The sequence below is a fragment of the Pseudomonas sp. LH21 genome (assembly GCF_036549575.1).
Classification (GTDB): Bacteria; Pseudomonadota; Gammaproteobacteria; order Pseudomonadales; family Pseudomonadaceae; genus Aquipseudomonas; species Aquipseudomonas peradeniyensis.
Window position 1 is genome coordinate 4,530,150 of the sequence record NZ_CP144367.1, and the last position, 19,307, is coordinate 4,549,456.

At 61.3% G+C, this 19,307-nt stretch carries 15 protein-coding genes; 11 read left to right on the top strand and 4 right to left on the bottom strand.

Translation table 11 applies throughout. From position 1 onward, the window contains the following. Positions 1–67: 67 nt before the first annotated feature. Positions 68–673 (bottom strand): outer membrane protein, encoded by a 606-nt coding sequence (locus VUG52_RS20715; protein WP_050704272.1) that lies wholly within the window; start codon positions 671–673, stop codon positions 68–70. Between the two features lie 123 nt (positions 674–796). Here VUG52_RS20715 and VUG52_RS20720 point away from each other — a divergent pair, with 123 nt between their 5' ends. Both VUG52_RS20720 and VUG52_RS20725 read left to right on the top strand, forming a co-directional pair. Next, a complete protein-coding gene (locus VUG52_RS20720) occupies positions 797–1,588 on the top strand; it encodes a dienelactone hydrolase family protein (protein ID WP_262974209.1) in 792 nt (263 codons plus the stop codon). A gap of 124 nt (positions 1,589–1,712) precedes the next feature. Next, entirely contained in the window at positions 1,713–2,414 is a 702-nt protein-coding gene (locus VUG52_RS20725) for a 4'-phosphopantetheinyl transferase family protein (RefSeq protein WP_262974210.1), read from the top strand. On the opposite strand, the gene VUG52_RS20730 is transcribed toward VUG52_RS20725, so the two are convergent. Both VUG52_RS20730 and VUG52_RS20735 read right to left on the bottom strand, forming a co-directional pair. After that, positions 2,411–4,015, bottom strand: a complete 1,605-nt coding sequence (locus tag VUG52_RS20730; protein WP_262974211.1) for an ATP-binding protein — start codon at positions 4,013–4,015, stop codon at positions 2,411–2,413. The genes VUG52_RS20725 and VUG52_RS20730 overlap by 4 nt on opposite strands. Beyond that, positions 4,012–4,707 carry a response regulator transcription factor gene (locus VUG52_RS20735; RefSeq protein ID WP_050704268.1) on the bottom strand — a complete coding sequence of 232 codons (696 nt, stop codon included), beginning with the start codon at positions 4,705–4,707 and terminating at the stop codon, positions 4,012–4,014. The genes VUG52_RS20730 and VUG52_RS20735 overlap by 4 nt, the downstream gene beginning before the upstream one ends. 442 nt (positions 4,708–5,149) lie before the next feature. On the opposite strand from VUG52_RS20735, the gene VUG52_RS20740 reads away from it, so the two are divergent. From VUG52_RS20740 to VUG52_RS20765, 6 genes are all read left to right on the top strand, one after another. Continuing rightward, positions 5,150–6,346, top strand: coding sequence for an IS256 family transposase (locus tag VUG52_RS20740; RefSeq protein ID WP_016391483.1), 1,197 nt, complete (start codon positions 5,150–5,152; stop codon positions 6,344–6,346). A 607-nt stretch (positions 6,347–6,953) separates the two neighbouring features. Further along, on the top strand, positions 6,954–9,833 hold the full coding sequence (locus VUG52_RS20745) for a ribonucleoside-diphosphate reductase subunit alpha (protein ID WP_198745030.1): 2,880 nt from the start codon (positions 6,954–6,956) through the stop codon (positions 9,831–9,833). A 638-nt stretch (positions 9,834–10,471) separates the two neighbouring features. Beyond that, positions 10,472–11,722: a ribonucleotide-diphosphate reductase subunit beta gene (locus VUG52_RS20750; protein WP_050704266.1), complete on the top strand. Its 1,251-nt coding sequence runs from the start codon at positions 10,472–10,474 to the stop codon at positions 11,720–11,722. Positions 11,723–12,032: 310 nt separating this feature from the next. Then, entirely contained in the window at positions 12,033–13,535 is a 1,503-nt protein-coding gene (locus VUG52_RS20755; protein WP_262974212.1) for a reverse transcriptase domain-containing protein, read from the top strand. 141 nt (positions 13,536–13,676) lie between these two features. Next, positions 13,677–14,216, top strand: coding sequence for a BRO-N domain-containing protein (locus tag VUG52_RS20760; RefSeq protein ID WP_331832026.1), 540 nt, complete (start codon positions 13,677–13,679; stop codon positions 14,214–14,216). Between the two features lie 39 nt (positions 14,217–14,255). Next, a complete protein-coding gene (locus VUG52_RS20765; RefSeq protein ID WP_050704263.1) occupies positions 14,256–14,876 on the top strand; it encodes a DUF6088 family protein in 621 nt (206 codons plus the stop codon). Between the two features lie 163 nt (positions 14,877–15,039). Here VUG52_RS20765 and VUG52_RS20770 read toward each other — a convergent pair whose 3' ends face one another. Next, positions 15,040–15,510, bottom strand: coding sequence for a GNAT family N-acetyltransferase (locus VUG52_RS20770; protein ID WP_050704262.1), 471 nt, complete (start codon positions 15,508–15,510; stop codon positions 15,040–15,042). A gap of 344 nt (positions 15,511–15,854) precedes the next feature. Between VUG52_RS20770 and pdxR the strand changes: the two genes are divergently transcribed. From pdxR to VUG52_RS20785, 3 genes are all read left to right on the top strand, one after another. Beyond that, positions 15,855–17,354: a MocR-like pyridoxine biosynthesis transcription factor PdxR gene (gene pdxR, locus VUG52_RS20775; protein WP_331832028.1), complete on the top strand. Its 1,500-nt coding sequence runs from the start codon at positions 15,855–15,857 to the stop codon at positions 17,352–17,354. 245 nt (positions 17,355–17,599) lie between these two features. Next, positions 17,600–17,977 carry a helix-turn-helix domain-containing protein gene (locus VUG52_RS20780; protein ID WP_177330826.1) on the top strand — a complete coding sequence of 126 codons (378 nt, stop codon included), beginning with the start codon at positions 17,600–17,602 and terminating at the stop codon, positions 17,975–17,977. After that, complete coding sequence (locus VUG52_RS20785) at positions 17,974–19,278, top strand: type II toxin-antitoxin system HipA family toxin (RefSeq protein ID WP_156329583.1); 1,305 nt, start codon at positions 17,974–17,976, stop codon at positions 19,276–19,278. The genes VUG52_RS20780 and VUG52_RS20785 overlap by 4 nt, the downstream gene beginning before the upstream one ends. The last annotated feature ends 29 nt before the right edge of the window (positions 19,279–19,307 follow it).

A 19,307-nucleotide genomic window follows, 5' to 3' on the forward strand; every position in this document is an offset into this window, starting at 1 on the left:
CGGCCTCATCGCGGGGCAAGCCCGCTCCCACGGGTCATGCAGAGGCCGGTACAGGATAACAGCGACCTCAGAACTTGTAGGTAGCTGCCAGGTAGGTCTGCGCGCTGCTGGTCAGGCGCAGGGTTCCGTCCTTCGGCCCGCCGTGGGCGCCGATCTCGGTGGCGGCGTTGCTGCGCAGGTAACGGTAGCCCAGCTCCACCGAGGTGTTGTCGGTGACTTCCTGGATCACACCGGCCTGCAGGCCGACGGCGTAACCGTAGTCGGTATCGCGGCGGGCGCCCGGCGAATCCTGGGTCAGCTTGGTCATGCCCAGGCTGCCGCCGCCGAACAGCTTGGTGGTATCGCCCACCGGCAGGAACAGGTCGTAGCTGCCCAGCAGGTTCTCCTGGCGCAGCTTGACGCCGCTGTGATCGCCCGAGACGTTGTCGTAGGTGATGTAGTAGCGGCCCTGGTCGTTGATCTTGCCCAGGCGAGCGCCCCAGGTGCTGTCCTTGCCGATGATGCCGTCGGCGTTCAGGCCGTCGGTGTTGCGTTGCAGCAGGCCGGACTTGCGCACTTTGTCACTGGTCTGGCCGTAGGTCAGGCTGGCGAAGTTGTCATCGGCCTGGGCAACGCTGGTGAGGCCGGCTGCGCAAACTGCCATGGCGGCGATCAGGGTGTTGAGGGTTTTCATGGTTCAGTTACTCCGGGTTGGATGCGTTGTTGCTGTCTGGGGGCTAGAGTAGGGAGGGCGCCCTGAACCCCTGCTGAACCCGGCCTGAACCTTGGCTGAACGAACCGAAGAAGGAGCTCGACCATGCGTACCCTGCTTGCCCTGGCCTTGTTGTGCAGCGCCAGCCTTGTCCAGGCGGCGGTGCAGACCCGCGAGATTCCCTACCAGGATGCCGACGGCAACCGCCTGGTCGGCTACTACGCCTACGACGACGCTATCGAGGGCAAGCGCCCGGGCGTGGTGGTGGTGCATGAATGGTGGGGGCTGAACGACTACGCCAAGCGCCGCGCCCGCGACCTCGCGGCGCTGGGCTACAACGCCCTGGCCATCGACATGTATGGCGACGGCAAGAACACCGAGCACCCGGCCGACGCCCAGGCGTTCATGGCGGCGGCGATGAAGGATCCGAAAGCCGCTGCCCGGCGCTTCGATGCCGGGCTTGAGCTGTTGAAGATCCAGCCCAACACCAACAAGCACCAGCTGGCGGCCATTGGCTACTGCTTTGGCGGCAAGGTGGTGCTGGATGCGGCGCGCCGGGGCGAGAAGCTCGATGGCGTGGTGAGCTTCCATGGCGCGCTGGTGACCCAGACACCGGCCAAGCCCGGGGTGATCCGGGCGAAGATCCTGGTGGAACACGGTGAGGCCGACAGCATGGTCACCCCGGAGCAGGTGGCGGCGTTCAAGGCGGAGATGGATGCGGCCAAGGCCGACTACCAGTTCGTCGGGATTCCGGGGGCCAAGCATGGGTTTACCAACCCGGATGCGGATCGGTTGGGGCATGGGGGGCATGGCGGGCCGGATATCGGGTATGACAAGGCGGCTGATGAGAGCTCCTGGAAGGATATGCAGGTGTTCTTGAAGAAGGCGTTTGACTGAAGGGCCCATCGCGGGGCAAGCCCGCTCCCACGCCGGAAAACAATGCCATTCGTGGGAGCGGGCTTGCCCCGCGATGACGCTTCGGTGATTTGCGCCAGCTATCGCGGCTGGCACAATACCCGCCATGAACAGACTCCCCACCTGCTGCGCCCCGCTCCAGCACCACTGGCCCCTGCCCCGCCCGGTCCCCGGCGCGGTGCTGGTCAGCTGCGCCTTCGACCCGGCCCGCCTGGCCGCCGACGACTTCCAGCGCGCCGGCGTCGAGCAGACCGCCAGCCTGCAACGCTCGGTGGCCAAGCGCCAGGCCGAGTACCTGGCCGGCCGGGTCTGCGCTCGCGAGGCGCTGCGGATTCTCGACGGTCGCAGCTACGTTCCCGCCCCTCATGAAGACCGCTCGCCCATCTGGCCCACCGGCATCCACGGTTCGATCACTCACGGCCAAGGCTGGGCCGCAGCCGTGGTCGCGGCCGACGGCCAATGCCGTGGCCTGGGGCTGGACCAGGAAACCCTGCTCAGCGAAGAGCGCGCCGAACGCCTGGCCGGGGAAATCCTCACCCCCGCCGAGCTGGAGCGCCTGGACCGCAGCCAGCAAGCCCTGGCCGTGACCCTGACCTTCTCGCTCAAGGAAAGCCTGTTCAAGACCCTCTATCCGCTCACCAAACAGCGCTTCTATTTCGAACACGCCGAACTGCTGACCTGGTCCGCCGACGGCCATGCACGCCTGCGCCTGCTCACCGACCTGTCGCCCGAGTGGCACCACGGCGTCGAACTCGATGGCCAGTTCTGCCTGCAGGACGGCCATCTGCTCAGCTTGATCAGCGTCTAGTCGCGCGGCTGCTCACGCGGCCAGCTCAGGCTGAAACACGCCCCGCCCAACTGCTCGCTGTGCCCGACCAGGGCGCGGCCGCCGTGCCAGTAGATGATCCGCCGCACGATCGACAGCCCCAGCCCATGCCCGCCCGAAGCCCGGGTGCGGCTGTCGTCGAGACGGGTGAACGGGGTGAAGATGCGATGCCACACGCCTTCGGGAATCCCGGGGCCGTCATCCTCTACATCGATGCGGCAACGCTGCTGGCCGATCTGGTAGCTCAGGCGTACTTCCGATTCGGCATGGCGCATGGCATTACGCACCAGGTTCTGCAGGGCCCGGTGCAGGTAGCGCGGCTCGGCCTCGACCCGGGCGTCGCCACCGTCGAGCCCGTGGCACACCCCACGCACCACCCGCACATCGGCCCTCAGCGGTGCCAGCTCCTCGATCACCCGTGCCAGCAGCTCGTCCAGGTCCACCACCTGGAAATGCAGGGCCGGCGCGCCCTGCTCCAGACGAGCGTAGGTCAGCATCTCGTCGACCAGCTTGTCCAGGTCCTGGATATCGCCGTCCATGCCGGCCAGGTGCTTGGCCCTGGCCTCGTCGGTGCTGGCGCTCTCGATCATCTCCAGGCCGAAGCGCAGGCGCGCCACCGGCGTGCGCAACTCGTGGGACACCGCCCGCACCAGCTCGCGCTGCATGGTCAATGAACGCTGCAGGTGTTCGGCCATGCCGTTGAAGGCCTCGGCCAGGCGCCCCACCGAATCGGCGTCGCCGGCCGGCACGCGGGTGTCGAGGCTGCCCTGGGCGATGCGCGTGGCCGCCACCTCCAGGCCCGACACGCGCCGCTCCAGCTGACGCACCAGCAGGTAGACCACCAGGCCGATCAGGCACAGGCCGAGGAAGGCGATCAGGATCAGCAACTGCGGCGGATACGGGTTGAGCTGGTACAGCGGGCCAATCTCCAGCACCCAGGGCGAACCGGACAGCCCCGCGAACACGCGGATCGAATCGCCGTCCCGGCCCAGGGCCATCACCGTGTCGCCCTCCTCCACCCGGCGGCGCTGGTCGTCGTCCAGGGCGGCGCGCTCGATGCGCTGCAGGGCAATGTCGAAGCCGAAGCCCTTGCTCTGGCGCAGCTGCGCCAGGCGCGCCTGCTGCTCGGTCACCGGGTAGCGCACCAGCTCGTCGGCCAATAGATAAAGCGTGGCGCGGGCCAACTGCTCGCTGATCTGCTTGACCTCGGCCACCAGCAGCAGGTCTTCGTGGCCGACCCGACGCAACACCCGGGCGGCATGCGGGCCGGTCTTTTCCACCACCACCAGGTCGCGGTACAGCCGCGCCCGCTGCCCACCGTCGAGGTTGAACGCCGACAGCGGCTGCAGGTCCAGCGGCACGCCGAGCAGGCGCTCCCAGATCACCAGCGAACGGGTGCGCTCCACCGCATTCTGCTGCGCCAGGTTGTCGGCCATCAGGCTGAAGGTACCCTGGGCCAGGCGCTCGCGGTGCTGGCCGGCGCGGATCTCGTTGACCAGGTGCAGGCTGAGCACGCCGAGCACGGCCACCAGTACCAGCACTGCGAGCATGCCGCCATAGATGCGCAGGAAGATCGAATTCATGGCGCCTCGCCGACGAACAGGTAGCCTTTGCTGCGCAGGGTCTTGATCAGCCGCGGGGTGATCGGGTCGTCGCCGATCTTGGGGCGGATCTTGGAAATGCGCACATCGATGGAGCGGTCCTGGCCGTCGTAGCCGACGCCGCGCAGCGAGGTGAAGATCTCCTCGCGGGACAGCACCCGCCCGGCGTTGCTGGCCAGCAGCCAGAGCAGGTCGAACTCGGCGCCGGTCAGCTCGATCAGCTGGCCGTCCAGACGCGCCTCGCGCTGGCGGCTGTCTATATGCAGCGGGCCGAAGGTCAGTTCCTGGCGCCGCTCCGGAGCCTCGCTGCGGCGCAGCAGGGCATTGATGCGTGCCAGCAGCACGCGGGGGCGCACCGGCTTGCACACATAGTCGTCAGCGCCCAGGTCCAGGCCCTGGATCTGGTCCAGCTCATCGCTGCGGGCGGTGAGCATGAGGATCGGGCCGCCATACTGGCCACGCACCCGGCGGCAGATGCTCAGGCCGTCCTCGCCGGGCAGCATCAGGTCGAGGATCACCAGGTCCGGCTGGCTGTCGATGATGCGCCGCGCGGCACGGCCGCCATCACCCTCCACCGCCACCTCGAAGCCATTGGCCTGGAGGTACTCGGCAGTGAGCTCGGCGAGGCGCTGGTCGTCCTCGACGATGAGGATGCGGTTGATTGGCTGGTCCATGGCCTTACCCTTCTTCTGGTTTTTGTCGGGCCTTGCGGTTGGCTGTAGCGGCCTCATCGCGGGGCAAGCCCGCTCCCACGCATGACTCTGTATCCCACGCATGCTTCTATATTCAGCGTGGGAGCGGGCTTGCCCCGCGATGAGGCCGGTACAACCCTTTGATTCCAGCGAAATTCCACCTTCACCAAAGCGCAACATCAGCCCCGGATACTACGTCCCGCCCCCACCCCTGCCAACCACCCAGAACGCCCCACGACTGAACCGTTTTTTGTGATAGGGTGCGCGCCCGAAAAAATCTGCGCGACGGCGTAGCACAGGATCGTGTCCCAGGAAGTGGTGTAACTGAACCAGCCGAAGGCGCCCTGCGGGCGAAAGAGGATGGTCATCGTGGTTCTTGGCTAACGTTGAGTTTGCGGACTTAACCTTCACCAGAGAAACCACGATGACCAAGCCCACTATCGCATTGACCGAGTTGGTTGAGAAAGGGGCAGACGCTGATCTGCTCAAGCAAATGATCCAGTTCGTTGCCCAGCGCATGATGGAGTTCGATGTCGAAGGCCTGTGCGGCGCCGGCTTCGATGTCAAAAGCCCAGACCGGACAAACAGCCGCAATGGCTACCGTGATCGCCTCTGGCAAACCCGCGCCGGTGACGTTGACCTGAAGATCCCGAAGCTGCGCCAGGGCAGCTACTTTCCTGGCTTTCTCGAGCCTCGACGTACCGCCGAGAAGGCCATGGCAGCGGTGATCCAAGAAGCTTACATTCAGGGCGTTTCAACGCGTTCGGTGGACGAGCTGGTCAAGGCCATGGGCATGACCGGCATCTCCAAAAGCCAAGTGTCACGGCTGGCTGGTGAGATCGATGAGCGCGTTCACGCCTTCCTTGACCGACCGCTTGAAGGCGACTGGCCCTATCTCTGGATAGATGCCACCTACGTCAAAGTGCGGGAGGCCGGGCGCATCGTCTCGGTCGCCGTAATAATCGCTGTGGCCGTGAACACCGATGGTGGCCGTGAAGTCCTGGGCATGCGTGTTGGCCCATCAGAAGCCGAGCCGTTCTGGACGGACTTCCTGCGAAGCCTGATGCGGCGTGGCTTACGTGGAGTGAAGTTGGTCATCTCCGATGCCCACGAGGGGCTCAAGGCGGCTGTCTCCAAGGTCTTCAACGCGACCTGGCAGCGCTGCCGCGTGCATTTCATGCGTAACGCCATGGCCCATGTCGGCAAGGGTCAGCGCACCATGGTGGCAGCGCTTCTGCGCACGGTTTTCGCCCAGGACAGCCGTGCCGAATGTCATCAGCAGTGGCGCCTGGTCGCCGATCAGTTGCGCGAAAAGTACCCCAAGATCGCGACGCTCATGGACGGCTGCGAGGATGAAGTGCTGGCGCACATGGCGTTTCCAAAAGCGCACCGTCAGCAGTTGCACAGCACCAATCCACTGGAACGGCTCAACGCTGAAATCAAACGTCGCACCGACGTCGTGGGCATCTTTCCCAACGACCCTGCAATCACACGGCTGGTAGGCGCGATGCTGCTGGAGCAGAACGACGAGTGGTGCCTGCAACGGCGGTATATGCAGTTGGAGGCCTTCGAGGCAGTCAGCGATAATCCACAGGCCAAGCTGTCGGCCGTGATCAACTAAACGGCAAACTCAGTGGTCAAGGCCATGATGAGTTACACCACTTCCCGGGACACGATCTAGCACAGACAAAAAATAGTGCAAACCTCTTGGGACAAGGGCTACAGCGAATACCCACGGATCACTCACAAAGTACCCACAAGTTATCCACAGGCGCTCACCTTGCAAAGCCCCCGAGACCGCATTATCTTGTATCCCTATCGCAGCGAACCACTAGATGTTGGGTTTCGCTCAAAATCACAAACACAAGTCGCCAGGCAAATTCAAGCGAATTTACCGACTGAACTTAACGTGATTTCAACAGCCAAACCGCTCCTGCGGAGGGCGACCGAGGCAAGCCGCAGACGGCCTTGTTCGGGTATGAGTGTTGCAGGCAATGCCTTGCCACTCATCAGCAACAGATTTTGGGTACGCCCAGAACCTTTGACTTCGGCCAGGGAGCGGCAGGTTATTGCCCCTTATTCCTGAGTCTGTCCCGAAGTCGGTAAGCCCGAGCGGGCGTATGCGCGTGCATGACGCCTCCCCGCCCGGGCCATCGAGCAAGTGGACGGAACGGTGGGCGCCCCAACAAGGCGCCTGAACAAACTAGAAACTGTGGAGACACCCACCCATGCAAACCGACACAACTCGCGAGAACCCGCAGGGCAAAGCGCCGCAGGCCGCCGATTCCAATCAGGATCTGGCAGCCACCGCGCCTGGCCAACTGCGCGTGATCAAGCGCAACGGCACTGTCGTCCCCTACACCGACGACAAGATCACCGTGGCCATCACCAAGGCGTTCCTCGCAGTTGAAGGCGGCACCGCCGCCGCCTCGTCGCGCATCCACGACACCGTCGCGCGCCTGACCGAGCAGGTCACCGCCACGTTCAAGCGTCGCATGCCATCGGGTGGCACCATCCACATCGAAGAAATCCAGGACCAGGTCGAACTGGCCCTGATGCGCGCCGGCGAGCAGAAAGTCGCCCGCGACTACGTGATCTACCGCGACCAGCGTGCCAAAGAGCGCGCTACCCGCTCCAACGCCGACGCCGTGGTCGAGCCGCACCCAAGCATCCGCATCACCCTCGCCGACGGCAGCCTCGCGCCTCTGGACATGGCCCGCCTGAACACCATCATCAGCGAAGCCTGCGAAGGCCTGGCCGAAGTCGATGGCGACCTGATCCAGCGCGACACCCTGAAGAACCTGTACGACGGCGTGGCCCTGAAGGACGTCAACACCGCCCTGGTGATGACCGCCCGTACCCTGGTCGAGCGCGAGCCGAACTACTCGTTCGTCACCGCCCGCCTGCTGATGGACACCCTGCGCGCCGAAGGCCTGGGCTTCCTGGGCGTGGCCGACAGCGCCACTCACCACGAGATGGCCGACCTGTACGCCAAGGCCCTGCCGGCCTACGTCGAGAAAGGCGTCGAGTTCGAACTGCTCGACCCGGCGCTGAAAGGCTACGACCTGGAGCGCATGGGCAAGGCGATCAACCACGAGCGCGACCAGCAGTTCACCTACCTGGGCCTGCAGACCCTGTACGACCGCTACTTCATCCACAAGGATGGCGTGCGCTTCGAGCTGCCGCAGGTGTTCTTCATGCGTGTGGCCATGGGCCTGGCGCTGGAAGAGAAAGATAAAGAAGCCCGTGCGATCGAGTTCTACAACCTGTTGTCGTCCTTCGACTACATGGCCTCGACCCCGACCCTGTTCAACGCCGGCACCCTGCGTCCGCAGCTGTCCAGCTGCTACCTGACCACCGTGCCGGACGACCTGTCGGGCATCTACCACGCGATCCACGACAACGCCATGCTGTCGAAATTCGCTGGTGGCCTGGGCAACGACTGGACCCCGGTGCGCGCCCTGGGCTCGTACATCAAGGGCACCAACGGCAAGTCGCAAGGCGTCGTGCCGTTCCTGAAAGTGGTCAACGACACCGCCGTCGCCGTGAACCAGGGTGGCAAGCGCAAGGGCGCCGTGTGTGCCTACCTGGAAACCTGGCACCTCGACATCGAAGAATTCATCGAGCTGCGCAAGAACACCGGTGATGACCGTCGTCGTACCCACGACATGAACACCGCCAACTGGATCCCTGACCTGTTCATGAAGCGCGTCTTCGATGACGGCAAGTGGACCCTGTTCTCGCCATCGGAAGTGCCTGACCTGCACGACCTGACCGGCAAGGCCTTCGAAGAGCGCTACGAGTACTACGAAGCCCTGACCGAGTACAACAAGATCAAGGTGTTCAAGACCATCCAGGCCAAAGACCTGTGGCGCAAGATGCTGTCGATGCTGTTCGAAACCGGCCACCCATGGCTGACCTTCAAGGACCCGTGCAACCTGCGCTCGCCCCAGCAGCACGTGGGCGTGGTCCACAGCTCGAACCTGTGCACCGAGATCACCCTGAACACCAACAAGGACGAGATCGCGGTCTGCAACCTGGGCTCGATCAACCTGCCGAACCACATCGTCGATGGCAAGCTGGACACCGCCAAGCTGCAACGCACCGTGAACACCGCCGTGCGCATGCTCGACAACGTGATCGACATCAACTACTACTCGGTGCCGCAAGCGCGTAACTCGAACTTCAAGCACCGCCCTGTCGGCTTAGGGATCATGGGCTTCCAGGACGCGCTGTACCTGCAGCACATCCCGTACGGCTCGGACGCTGCCGTCGAGTTCGCCGACAAGTCGATGGAAGCGGTCAGCTACTACGCGATCCAGGCTTCCTGCGACCTGGCCGACGAGCGCGGCGCCTACGAGACCTTCCAGGGTTCGCTGTGGTCCAAGGGCATCCTGCCGCTGGACAGCCAGCAGATCCTGATCGAGGCCCGTGGCCAGAAGTACATCGACGTCGACCTGACCGAGAGCCTGGACTGGGCACCGGTGCGCGAGCGCGTCAAGAAAGGTATTCGTAACTCGAACATCATGGCCATCGCGCCGACCGCGACCATCGCCAACATCACCGGCGTGTCGCAGTCCATCGAGCCGACCTACCAGAACCTGTACGTGAAATCGAACCTGTCGGGCGAATTCACCGTGATCAACCCGTACCTGGTCCGCGACCTCAAGGCCCGTGGCCTGTGGGACTCGGTCATGATCAACGACCTGAAGTACTACGATGGTTCCGTGCAGCAGATCGAGCGTATCCCGCAAGAGCTCAAGGACCTGTACGCCACCGCGTTCGAAGTCGAGACCAAGTGGATCGTCGATGCCGCCTCCCGTCGCCAGAAGTGGATCGACCAGGCCCAGTCGCTGAACCTGTACATCGCCGGCGCTTCGGGCAAGAAGCTGGACGTGACCTACCGCATGGCCTGGTACCGTGGTCTGAAGACCACCTACTACCTCCGTGCCCTGGCCGCGACCAGCACCGAGAAGTCGACCATCAACACCGGCAAGCTCAACGCCGTGTCGAGCGGCGGCGACAGCGCCCCGGTCCAGGCCGCGGGCCCTGCCCCGGTACCGAAGGCCTGCGCCATCGACGAGCCGGATTGCGAAGCCTGCCAATAAGGCCTTCGCAGCGCTGAGCTGAACATGCCGCCTCAATCGCCCTCACGGGTGGCTGAGGCGGCATTTTTTTGCGCCCCGACATCCCCCTGCGGGAGCGGTGCGTGGGAACGGCACGTGGGAGCGGGCTTGCCCCGCGACAGGGCCCCTACAGGCAATACACCCCCTAGGCCCTGACCAAGATCAAAACACCATATGTAGCGCCAAACAAAAAAAATCCTACTACATATAGGATCTAATCCCATTTAGGGCTAGACTCTTACCCCGTGACGAACCACCGGTATCCAGTGAACGGAAGCACGTAATGCAGGTCGAAAATTTACCGCCCTGCGCCCCCTGCGCCGCCCCGATCCAAAGTGATTTCCGGTATACTTCGCGGCCCCAAAAAGGGATGAGCCAATGATCGACTGCGTGAAGCAAGCCCCCCGGGGCCACACCGCAGGTTTTATCGTTGCCGTACAGCTTCCAGGTGCCCTGCCCCCTCGCCCGAGTGCAGGCCAGGCGCCGACCCGAACACCTTCAAACGTGACGAGAGCCCGCTCTCACTGCTTGCCGCAGCGCCCGTTGGCGTCGCGCCGTACAGGCATCACTTCAAAATCCAACCGGTTGCCCCGCGCAACCCTCTAGCAGGAGCCAGGACCATGCTGAGCTGGGACGAATTCGACAAAGAAGACGGTGAAGTCGCCGCCAAAGGCAACACCCCCGCGCAGGCCGCAGCCGCCACCACCCTCGACAAGCTCGACAGCGCCGGCGGTGCCGCCGCCCTGGAAGCCCGCGCCGCCACCGCCGCCGACTCCGACGCCGTCAAGCGCGCCAAGGCTGCGCTGGACGCCCTGGACATCGCTGAAGGCCTGGCCGAGCTGGAAGGCTCCTCGGCCCGTGTCGCGGTCGATGAAAAGCGCATGATCAACTGCCGCGCCGACCTCAACCAGCTGGTCCCGTTCAAGTACGACTGGGCCTGGCAGAAGTACCTCGACGGCTGCGCCAACCACTGGATGCCGCAAGAGGTCAACATGACCGCCGACATCGCCCTGTGGAAGAGCATGGACGGCCTGACCGAAGACGAGCGCCGCATCGTGATGCGCAACCTCGGCTTCTTCTCCACCGCCGACTCGCTGGTGGCCAACAACCTGGCCCTGGCCGTGTACCGCCTGATCACCAACCCCGAGTGCCGCCAGTACATCCTGCGCCAGGCCTTCGAAGAGGCGATCCACACCCACGCCTACCAGTACTGCATCGAGTCGCTGGGCATGGATGAAGGCGAGATCTTCAACATGTACCACGAGATCCCGTCGGTCGCCAAAAAGGCAGCCTGGGGCCTGAAGTACACCCGCGCCATCTCGGACCCGGAGTTCAACACCGGCACCGTCGAAACCGACAAAGAGCTGCTGCGCAACCTGATCGCCTACTACTGCGTCCTGGAAGGCATCTTCTTCTACTGCGGCTTCACCCAGATCCTGTCCATGGGCCGCCGCAACAAGATGACCGGCGTCGCCGAGCAGTTCCAGTACATCCTGCGCGACGAGTCCATGCACCTGAACTTCGGCATCGACGTGATCAACCAGATCAAGATCGAGAACCCGCACCTGTGGGATGCCGCGATGAAGGAAGAGGCTACCCAGATGATTCTGCAGGGTACCCAGCTGGAGATCGAATACGCCCGTGACACCATGCCACGCGGCGTGCTGGGCATGAACGCGGCGATGATGGAGGATTACCTCAAGTTCATTGCCAACCGTCGACTGACCCAGATTGGGTTGAAGGAAGAGTATCCGGGGACTACCAACCCGTTCCCTTGGATGAGCGAGATCATGGACTTGAAGAAGGAGAAGAACTTCTTTGAGACTCGGGTTATTGAGTATCAGACTGGTGGGGCGTTGAGCTGGGATTGATATAGTTTCGCTATTAGAAAGACCGCTCAATAGCGGTCTTTTCTATGATCAATAATAAAATTTCTCTGGACAACAGAGGTGGCATATAGCTACTATCTGGATGAATTTATAAATCTCAATATTCTCCCTTGGGGATAACGGTGACTCCTTCTACCTGCTAGCAATAGTCGGTCTTCAACCGTGGAACTGCACGGTTGACGGGGGGGGAGAGTTCAAATGCTTCTCAACCAAGTGATAACTTACTTTTACTTGGGAGTGCACCGTGGAAAGGCCTGAGCTTGCTCAGGCTTTTTTGTTAGGAAAATAAATCATGTCTCTAGTTGACCAGCTTGAAAAGATAATTACCGAAGAAGCTGAGAAGTTAATCAGCAGATACCATGAGTATCACAACAGAATCCACATCGAATCAATAAGAAACAAAAGGCGGCTAGGGCAAAATGCTCGACCCAAAGTAGTTCATACTCCTGACTACTGGAAAATCGATAGAAAATTCAACCCTTTCTATGTGCTAGGGAAATATAAAGCCATAGCAAGATCTATCGCAAAAAAAATTGAAAACAAAAGCTACACCCCTAACCCGCCTCATATAAAACAGGTTCCAAAGCCTGATGGGACGATGCGAAGTGTTGCCGTATATCAAATTCCTGACGCGGCAATCTCGAAACATTTCTTCAACAGACTGTTATCAAAAAACAGACATCGTTTCAGTTCGTTCTCATACGCCTACCGAAACGATAGAAATGTTCATTTTGCCATCCAAGATATCGCCGTAGATCTAAGAAGAAACGAGAGGACCTTTATTGCAGAGTTCGACTTCTCAGACTTTTTCGGTTCTATATCTCACAAGTTCCTAAAGAACCAATTTTCCGAGAATGGCTTCTATATTAGCCCAGAAGAGCGATACATAATCAGTGCGTTCTTGAAAGAGCGCTCAGTCGGCGTCCCTCAGGGCACATCCATAAGTCTTTTCCTAGCCAATCTAACATGCTGGTCATTTGATCAAGGTTTAGAAAAAGAGGGAGTTAAGTTCTCTCGGTATGCAGACGACACGATTGTCTGGTCGCCTGACTACGCAAAAATTTGTAACTCATTTTCTCGGATCAATGATTTCTCTAGGGCTGCAGGCGTTAAAATCAATGCAAAAAAATCTGACGGCATATCACTTCTTACAAAGGAAGGTATGCCTTCAGAGATGCCTTCAAAAACAAGCCTAGACTTCCTTGGCTACTCACTCTCTGTTGATCGAGTTTCAATCAAAGAAAAATCAATAAAAAAAATCAAAAAACAAATATCCTACATATTATACAAAAATCTAATTCAACCCTTAAAACAAAAAACCCTTGCAGGGCAAATAATTCCCACAAGGGAGAGAGACCGTAGTTTCTTAACGGCAATACTGGAAATTCGTCGCTATATGTATGGCGGATTGAGCAAACAACAAATCAAGGACTTTATTTCCGGGCGCTCCAAGCGAATCTACTTCAAAGGCGTAATGAGTTTTTACCCACTAGTAGATGATGACAAACAGCTTTCTCAGCTTGACGGATGGCTTTTATCAGTAATACACCGAGCGCTAAAGCTTAGATCAAAGCTTCTTCTAGCGCATGGATACAACCGTTTAGGCAGCTTCCCATTCTCACTTTCCAGAGAGGATTTACTAGATGAGTGTGCAAAAATTAAAGTCCGAAAGAAAAACCTCTTCGAAATACCAAGTTTTCTTCTAATACATAGCGCATTGAAAAAGGGCCTTCTTGAATCTGGGATTGAAAAAGTCATGAACTCCAAATCATTGAGCTACAACTATAATTCGTAATCAAGCCTCTACTATTTGTTACAAATCCATGATTGCGTGAGTGCTTTCAATTCAATAATTTCTTAAGGCGTTTAAGAACGCTCACGCAGCGGAACCCCGTTCCCGTTAGAAACGGCTCTCCTGATTCTGGAAGGCCAAGCCATGGACAACCACCACACCCCCACCCTCTTCACCCGCCACAACCGCCCCCTCCACACCCTCTGGCTCGAATCCCAAGCCTGGTTCTGCGCCCACGAACTCGGCCGGATGACCGGGCGCTTCTTCGACGAACACTGCATCCGCAAGCTCGACCCGGACCAGCACCGCACCGTGCAGCTGCTGCGCTACGGCCAGTACGGCGAGACCACCATGGTCAGCGAGTCCGGGGCCTATACCCTGCTGGCCCATCATCACATTCCGGAAAACCGCCACCTGCGGCACTGGCTGACCCATGAGGTGGTGGCGGTGCTGCGCGATGGGCAGGACTCGGCGCTGGAAGACCTGCCGCGCCTGTGCAGGATGTGCTGGCCGGGTGGGCATACGGCGAGTCTGTTGTATTGGCAGAGTGAGCCTTGGGTACGGATGCGGGATATGCCGGTGGTGATGGCGGCGGAGTTGCCCGTGGTGGTGCCCGAGCGGCGCAAGTTGAGCTGGAAGGAATGTGCGCAGCGGGCGTTGCGGTTGCATGGGGTGGGGGATTGACCAGCTTGAGGCTTCAACCAGGTCGATGAGAAGGCAAGCGTGTCGGTAGCGCAGGCGATTGCCAGCTACATTCGTTATCTGGCCCGAGGCAAGCCGTTCTCTGTTCAACACTTCACGAAGTTCGGATCACGCTCCGCCGTGGACAAGGCCCTGGCCCGCCTTGTCCGGGCGAGCGCCTTGGAGCGGGTGGCGCGAGGTGTGTACATGCGCCCAAAGAGCAGCCCCTATGTGGGCAAGGTGCGACCGGGGCCTGTCACCGTGATGATGGCAATGGCCAAGGCACGTGGCGAGATCATCCAAGTGCATGGGGCCGAAGCAGTTCGATGGTTCAGGCTCAGCACGCAGGTTCAGGTGCGGCCGATGTACTACACCAGTGGCTCCAGTCGTGATCTACGGGTGGGTGATGCGGTCGTCCACTTGCGGCATGTATCAGCGGATAAGTTGCAATGTGCGGGTAGTCAGGCCGGCTTGGCGCTGTGTGAGCTTTTCTATATCGGCAGACGCGAACTGACGGGCGCGATGGTTCAGACGATTCTATCCAGGCTCGATACCGGAGAGGCAGAGAGATTGATGCGCTGCAGGATGCCTCGGTGGATGCGCAAGATTGTGGATGGAGCGTGTGGGCAGTCAACGCCCGCCTCAGCCCGAGGAAAGGGCTGAAACGAGCTGTACGTATTGCTGAAAGAGCCGTGCAGGGGATGGCACCGGTTTCGCCGGTGTCTGCCCGTCAGTACAGGCAACTACGACAACCTTGCCGTCCCGATCGCGGGGCAAGCCCGCTCCCACGCCCTTATCCGCTCACAATGGACTTAGCACAATGGCCTTAGTGAGCAACATCCAACGGCATCCGATACTCAATCACCCCCGGCTTCTCGGCAATCCAGTCATACAACCGCTGCGCAGTCCGGTTGGTCTCCTGGGTATGCCAGTACAGCCGGTCGCACTGCTGCTGCCGGGCCTGGTCCTGAACGTACTCGATCAGTTGCTTGCCGATCATCCGCCCCCGGGCGCTCGGGCACACGTACAGGTCTTCCAGGTAGCAGAAGTCGTTGCGCCCCCAGGTCGAGCGGTGGAACACATAGTGGACGAAGCCGAAGAGCTGTTCGCCGTCGGTGGCCACGGCGCAGTGCATGGGTTCGGTCGGGTCGAAGAAGCGGGCCCAGGTGCGCTCGGTGATGGCTGGGCCCAGGTCTACCTGGTAGAAGGCCTGGTATTGCGACCAGTAGTCGTGCCAGGGCTGAAGGTCGGTTTGCTTCACTTCGCGGATGAAGACGGGTGGTTGGGTGGTGGTCATTGGTGGAACCCCTTTTTGGGCAAAGCAGTGTGGATGAGTGAGGGGGCCGGCCTGCCCGTAGCGCTTGCCTTCCTTGGTGGTTGCTTGCGGGCTGGGGTTTTATAGCGGATAAATGGTTGGTTTTTACCTGCCAATTAGTCGTGAATATCCAGACCATTTTAGGGTTCTGGAAGGGCGTAAGGCTCGGGATTGCCGGGGCTGCTTTGCAGCCCTTTCGCGGCGCAAGGCCGCTCCTACAGGGGGCGCGGTCCCTTGTAGGAGCGGCCTTGTGCCGCGAAAGGGGCGTGAAGCGGCCCCGGCATTGGCAGCCATTAATCAGGTCCATCAGCCAGGGAATCAGGCCAATGTTCAAACACGCGCAGCTGGAATCGGTGAAAGCCTGGATCAACGACCCCGCACACGCCGCGCTGGCCTTGCATGTGCGCATCCAGCGGGCGATCCGTCAGTTGATCCTCGACGGCGCACTGCCGGTGGGCAAGGCGCTGCCCGCCTCTCGCCCGCTGGCCCAGTCCCTGGGCGTCTCGCGGGATACCGTGGAGTCGGCCTACAGCCAGTTGCACGCCGAGGGCTTTATCGAGCGGCGCGTGGGCAGCGGCAGCTTCGTGTCGCAACGGGCCCGCTGCCTGCCGTCGCGCAAGCGCCAGCGTCCGGCACACACCGAAGCCCCCGTGCAGTTGAGCCGCCGAGGTGAAGCGGTGTTGCTTAGCGGTGGCGTCCACAACTTCCAGTCGCCCCGCCCCTTCGCCCCGGGCGTGGCCGAAACCCGGCACTTCCCCCTGGCCATCTGGGAGAAGCTGGAGCGGCAGGTGTACAAGGAATACGGTACACGGGCGCTGGAGCACAGCGAGCCGCAGGGCATGGCCCCCTTGCGCAGGGCAATCGCCGACTACCTCAACCTCGAGCGCGGGGCCCAGGCATCCGCCGAACGCATCCTGATCCTCACCAGCTCGCAGCAGGCCCTTGGCCTGTGCGCCCAGGTGCTCATGGACGCCGGCGACCAGGTGCTGGTCGAGGACCCGCTGTACCAGGGCACCCGCAAGGCCGTCACCGCCGCCGGCCTGGCATGCGTGCCGGTCCCGGTGGACGCGCACGGCCTGCAGGTGGACGCCATGGCCCCGCTGGCGCCGGATGCCCGGGCGGTGTTCCTCACCCCTTCGCACCAATACCCGACCGGCGCGACCCTGGCACTGGACCGGCGCCTGCTGGCGATCGAATGGGCCCGGCAGCAACGCGCCTGGATCATCGAGGACGACTACGACAGCGAGTTCCACTACGCCGGCCGCCCCACCGCCTGCGTGCAGGGCCTGGACTCGCACGAGCGCACGCTGTACATCGGCACCTTCACCAAATCGCTGTTCGCCGGGCTGCGCATCGGCTACCTGCTGCTGCCACCCCAGCTCGTCGCACCGATGACCGCCGCCCGTACATTGCAGGACGGGCATAACGCCTCCATCGTCCAGCTGACCCTGGCCCGGTTCATGGAAGGCGGGCACTTCAACGCCCATGTGCGGGCCATGCGCGCGCTCTACGCCGAGCGGCGGGACGTGCTGGCGGATCTGCTGCGCAGGCACTTGGGGGCGTTCCTCGTGCCGCAGGTGCCCGCCGGCGGGCTGCAGATGCCCTGCCATTTCGTGCAGGGCCTGTCTGAAGACGCCGTGGTCAGGGCAGCACGCGGGGTGGGGATCGATCTGTTGGGGCTGGGCAGCTTGTACGCAATGCCGAGGAACGATGCCGGCTTGCTGATGGGGTTTGCGGCACTGACGCCCGCTGAGATGAGGGCGGCGGTGGTGAAACTGGAGAAGGTGCTGGCAGGTTTGGTCACTTCAGGACGTTCGATGCGGTAGCCCGTTCTGCGCGAAACGAAATGTGGTAAAGCAATCGCTGAAATCCGCTGCGGAAACCAGGATCAGACAACGCCTAGAATTCTTGGCAAAAAAACTAAAATGCACGCTCAACGCCTAGAAAACTAGTCTTTATCGAGTAGCTGATTTTCCTTTCAAGTGCACTATACAAAGCCTAGAATCCTAGGCATGCAGGTCAATAACGGCGTTTTAAGCATAGGATCCCAGGCGTTATGAAAGCCATATCAATGACTGACGACGCTATCGCCAACGAGATCGGCCAACGCATTGAGGCTATCCGCCTGAAGCGTAATATTGGCCAGGACATCGTCGCCCATGAAGCCGGGATTTCCCGGGAGACCTACCGCAAGCTCACGGCAGGCAAAGGCACCCTGGTGAACGTGATTGCCGTGCTGAGGGTGCTGGGAGAGCTTAATCGTCTCGCCTCCCTCATCGAGGACGTCAGGACCAGCCCCGTGCAACTGGCAAAAATGCAGGGCAAACAGCGAATGCGGGCGACCGTCACACGGGCTACACCGCCGGCGCCTGAACACGGAATCAGGACGCCTATCGGCAAGCCCACGCTCATTGGTGGCCCGAAACCCGACAAGGATGACAGCTGGTGATTGCACGGATCTATCTCTGGGATGTGTATGTAGGCGCGCTCAACTGGAACACGCAGACCCAGATCGGAGAGTTCGAATACACCCCCGAGTTCGTCAGGACCGGCCTTGAGATCTCGCCGCTCCATATGCCCTTGCGCCAGGACTACACCTATGTGTTCCAGGGGCTGGACCGCGAAACCTTCAAGGGCCTGCCCTCGATCCTCGCCGACTCCCTACCCGATGATTTCGGCAACGCGCTGATCGATGCCTGGCTGGCCCAGCAGGGGCGTGACAAGGCAACGTTTACCCCGGTCGAACGCCTGCTGTACCAGGGCAAGCGCGGCATGGGCGCCCTGGAATATCGTCCGGCGATGGCCACCGAGCGGGACAAGGGGGAGAGCATCCATATCGATGCCCTGGTGCGCCTGGCCAGCGAGGTGTTGTCCGAACGCGAATCGATCGCCGAGCGCCTGGATGCCAAGGACCCGTCGCTGGACGACAGCGCCCTGCAGCACCTCATCCAGATCGGTACCAGCGCGGGCGGTGCCCGGGCCAAGGCGGTGATCGCCATGAATGCCGAAGGCGAGATCCGTTCGGGCCAGGTCACCGCGCCGCCGGGCTTCGAGTACTGGTTGCTCAAGTTCGATGTGGCCAAGGACTCGACCGTACTGGCGGACTCGCAAGGCTACGGGCGCATCGAGTACGCCTACCACCTGATGGCCAAGGCGGCCGGCATCACCATGACCGAGTGCCGATTGCTGGAGGAAGGGGGACGCGCTCATTTCATGACCCGGCGCTTCGACCGCACGACCGAAGGTGAAAAGATCCACGTGGCGACCTTGTGCGCACTCGACCACGCCGACTTCCGCAAGCCTGGCCAATACTCCTATGCCGAGGCCTTCGCGGTGATGCGCGCACTGCGGATTTCCCGCGACGGCGCCGAACAGTTCTACCGCCGCATGGTCTTCAACCTGGTGGCACGCAACCAGGACGACCACACCAAGAACACGGCCTTCATGATGGACACCGACGGCACCTGGTACCTGACGCCGGCGTATGACGTGTCCTATTCCTACCTGCCTGGCAGCTTCTGGGTCGATACCCACCAGATGACCGTGAACGGCAAACGCGACGACTTCACCCTCGACGATCTGTTAAGCGTTGCCAGCCAAGTGCGTGGCATGGACGCACGGCGGATCATCAAGGAAGTCTGCGAAGCCGTCGCACAATGGCCGCAGTTTGCCCAGGACGCTGGGGTGCCAACCTCAGCCAGTAAGCGAATCGGTGAAGTACACCGCCTGTATCTTGGCGAGGGGCTTTGAATAAACACCCCTCCCGAGGGCTGGACGCG

Excerpts from the sequence above, each read along its gene's own strand:
- VUG52_RS20745 (WP_198745030.1), top strand. The coding sequence starts at position 6,954 with ATGCAAACCGACACAACTCGCGAGAACCCGCAGGGCAAAGCGCCGCAG.
- VUG52_RS20750 (WP_050704266.1), top strand. The coding sequence starts at position 10,472 with ATGCTGAGCTGGGACGAATTCGACAAAGAAGACGGTGAAGTCGCCGCC.
- VUG52_RS20780 (WP_177330826.1), top strand. The coding sequence starts at position 17,600 with ATGACTGACGACGCTATCGCCAACGAGATCGGCCAACGCATTGAGGCT.
- VUG52_RS20730 (WP_262974211.1), bottom strand. The coding sequence starts at position 4,015 with ATGAATTCGATCTTCCTGCGCATCTATGGCGGCATGCTCGCAGTGCTG.
- VUG52_RS20720 (WP_262974209.1), top strand. The coding sequence starts at position 797 with ATGCGTACCCTGCTTGCCCTGGCCTTGTTGTGCAGCGCCAGCCTTGTC.
- pdxR (WP_331832028.1), top strand. The coding sequence starts at position 15,855 with ATGTTCAAACACGCGCAGCTGGAATCGGTGAAAGCCTGGATCAACGAC.
- VUG52_RS20760 (WP_331832026.1), top strand. The coding sequence starts at position 13,677 with ATGGACAACCACCACACCCCCACCCTCTTCACCCGCCACAACCGCCCC.
- VUG52_RS20725 (WP_262974210.1), top strand. The coding sequence starts at position 1,713 with ATGAACAGACTCCCCACCTGCTGCGCCCCGCTCCAGCACCACTGGCCC.
- VUG52_RS20740 (WP_016391483.1), top strand. The coding sequence starts at position 5,150 with ATGACCAAGCCCACTATCGCATTGACCGAGTTGGTTGAGAAAGGGGCA.
- VUG52_RS20735 (WP_050704268.1), bottom strand. The coding sequence starts at position 4,707 with ATGGACCAGCCAATCAACCGCATCCTCATCGTCGAGGACGACCAGCGC.
- VUG52_RS20770 (WP_050704262.1), bottom strand. The coding sequence starts at position 15,510 with ATGACCACCACCCAACCACCCGTCTTCATCCGCGAAGTGAAGCAAACC.
- VUG52_RS20755 (WP_262974212.1), top strand. The coding sequence starts at position 12,033 with ATGTCTCTAGTTGACCAGCTTGAAAAGATAATTACCGAAGAAGCTGAG.
- VUG52_RS20715 (WP_050704272.1), bottom strand. The coding sequence starts at position 673 with ATGAAAACCCTCAACACCCTGATCGCCGCCATGGCAGTTTGCGCAGCC.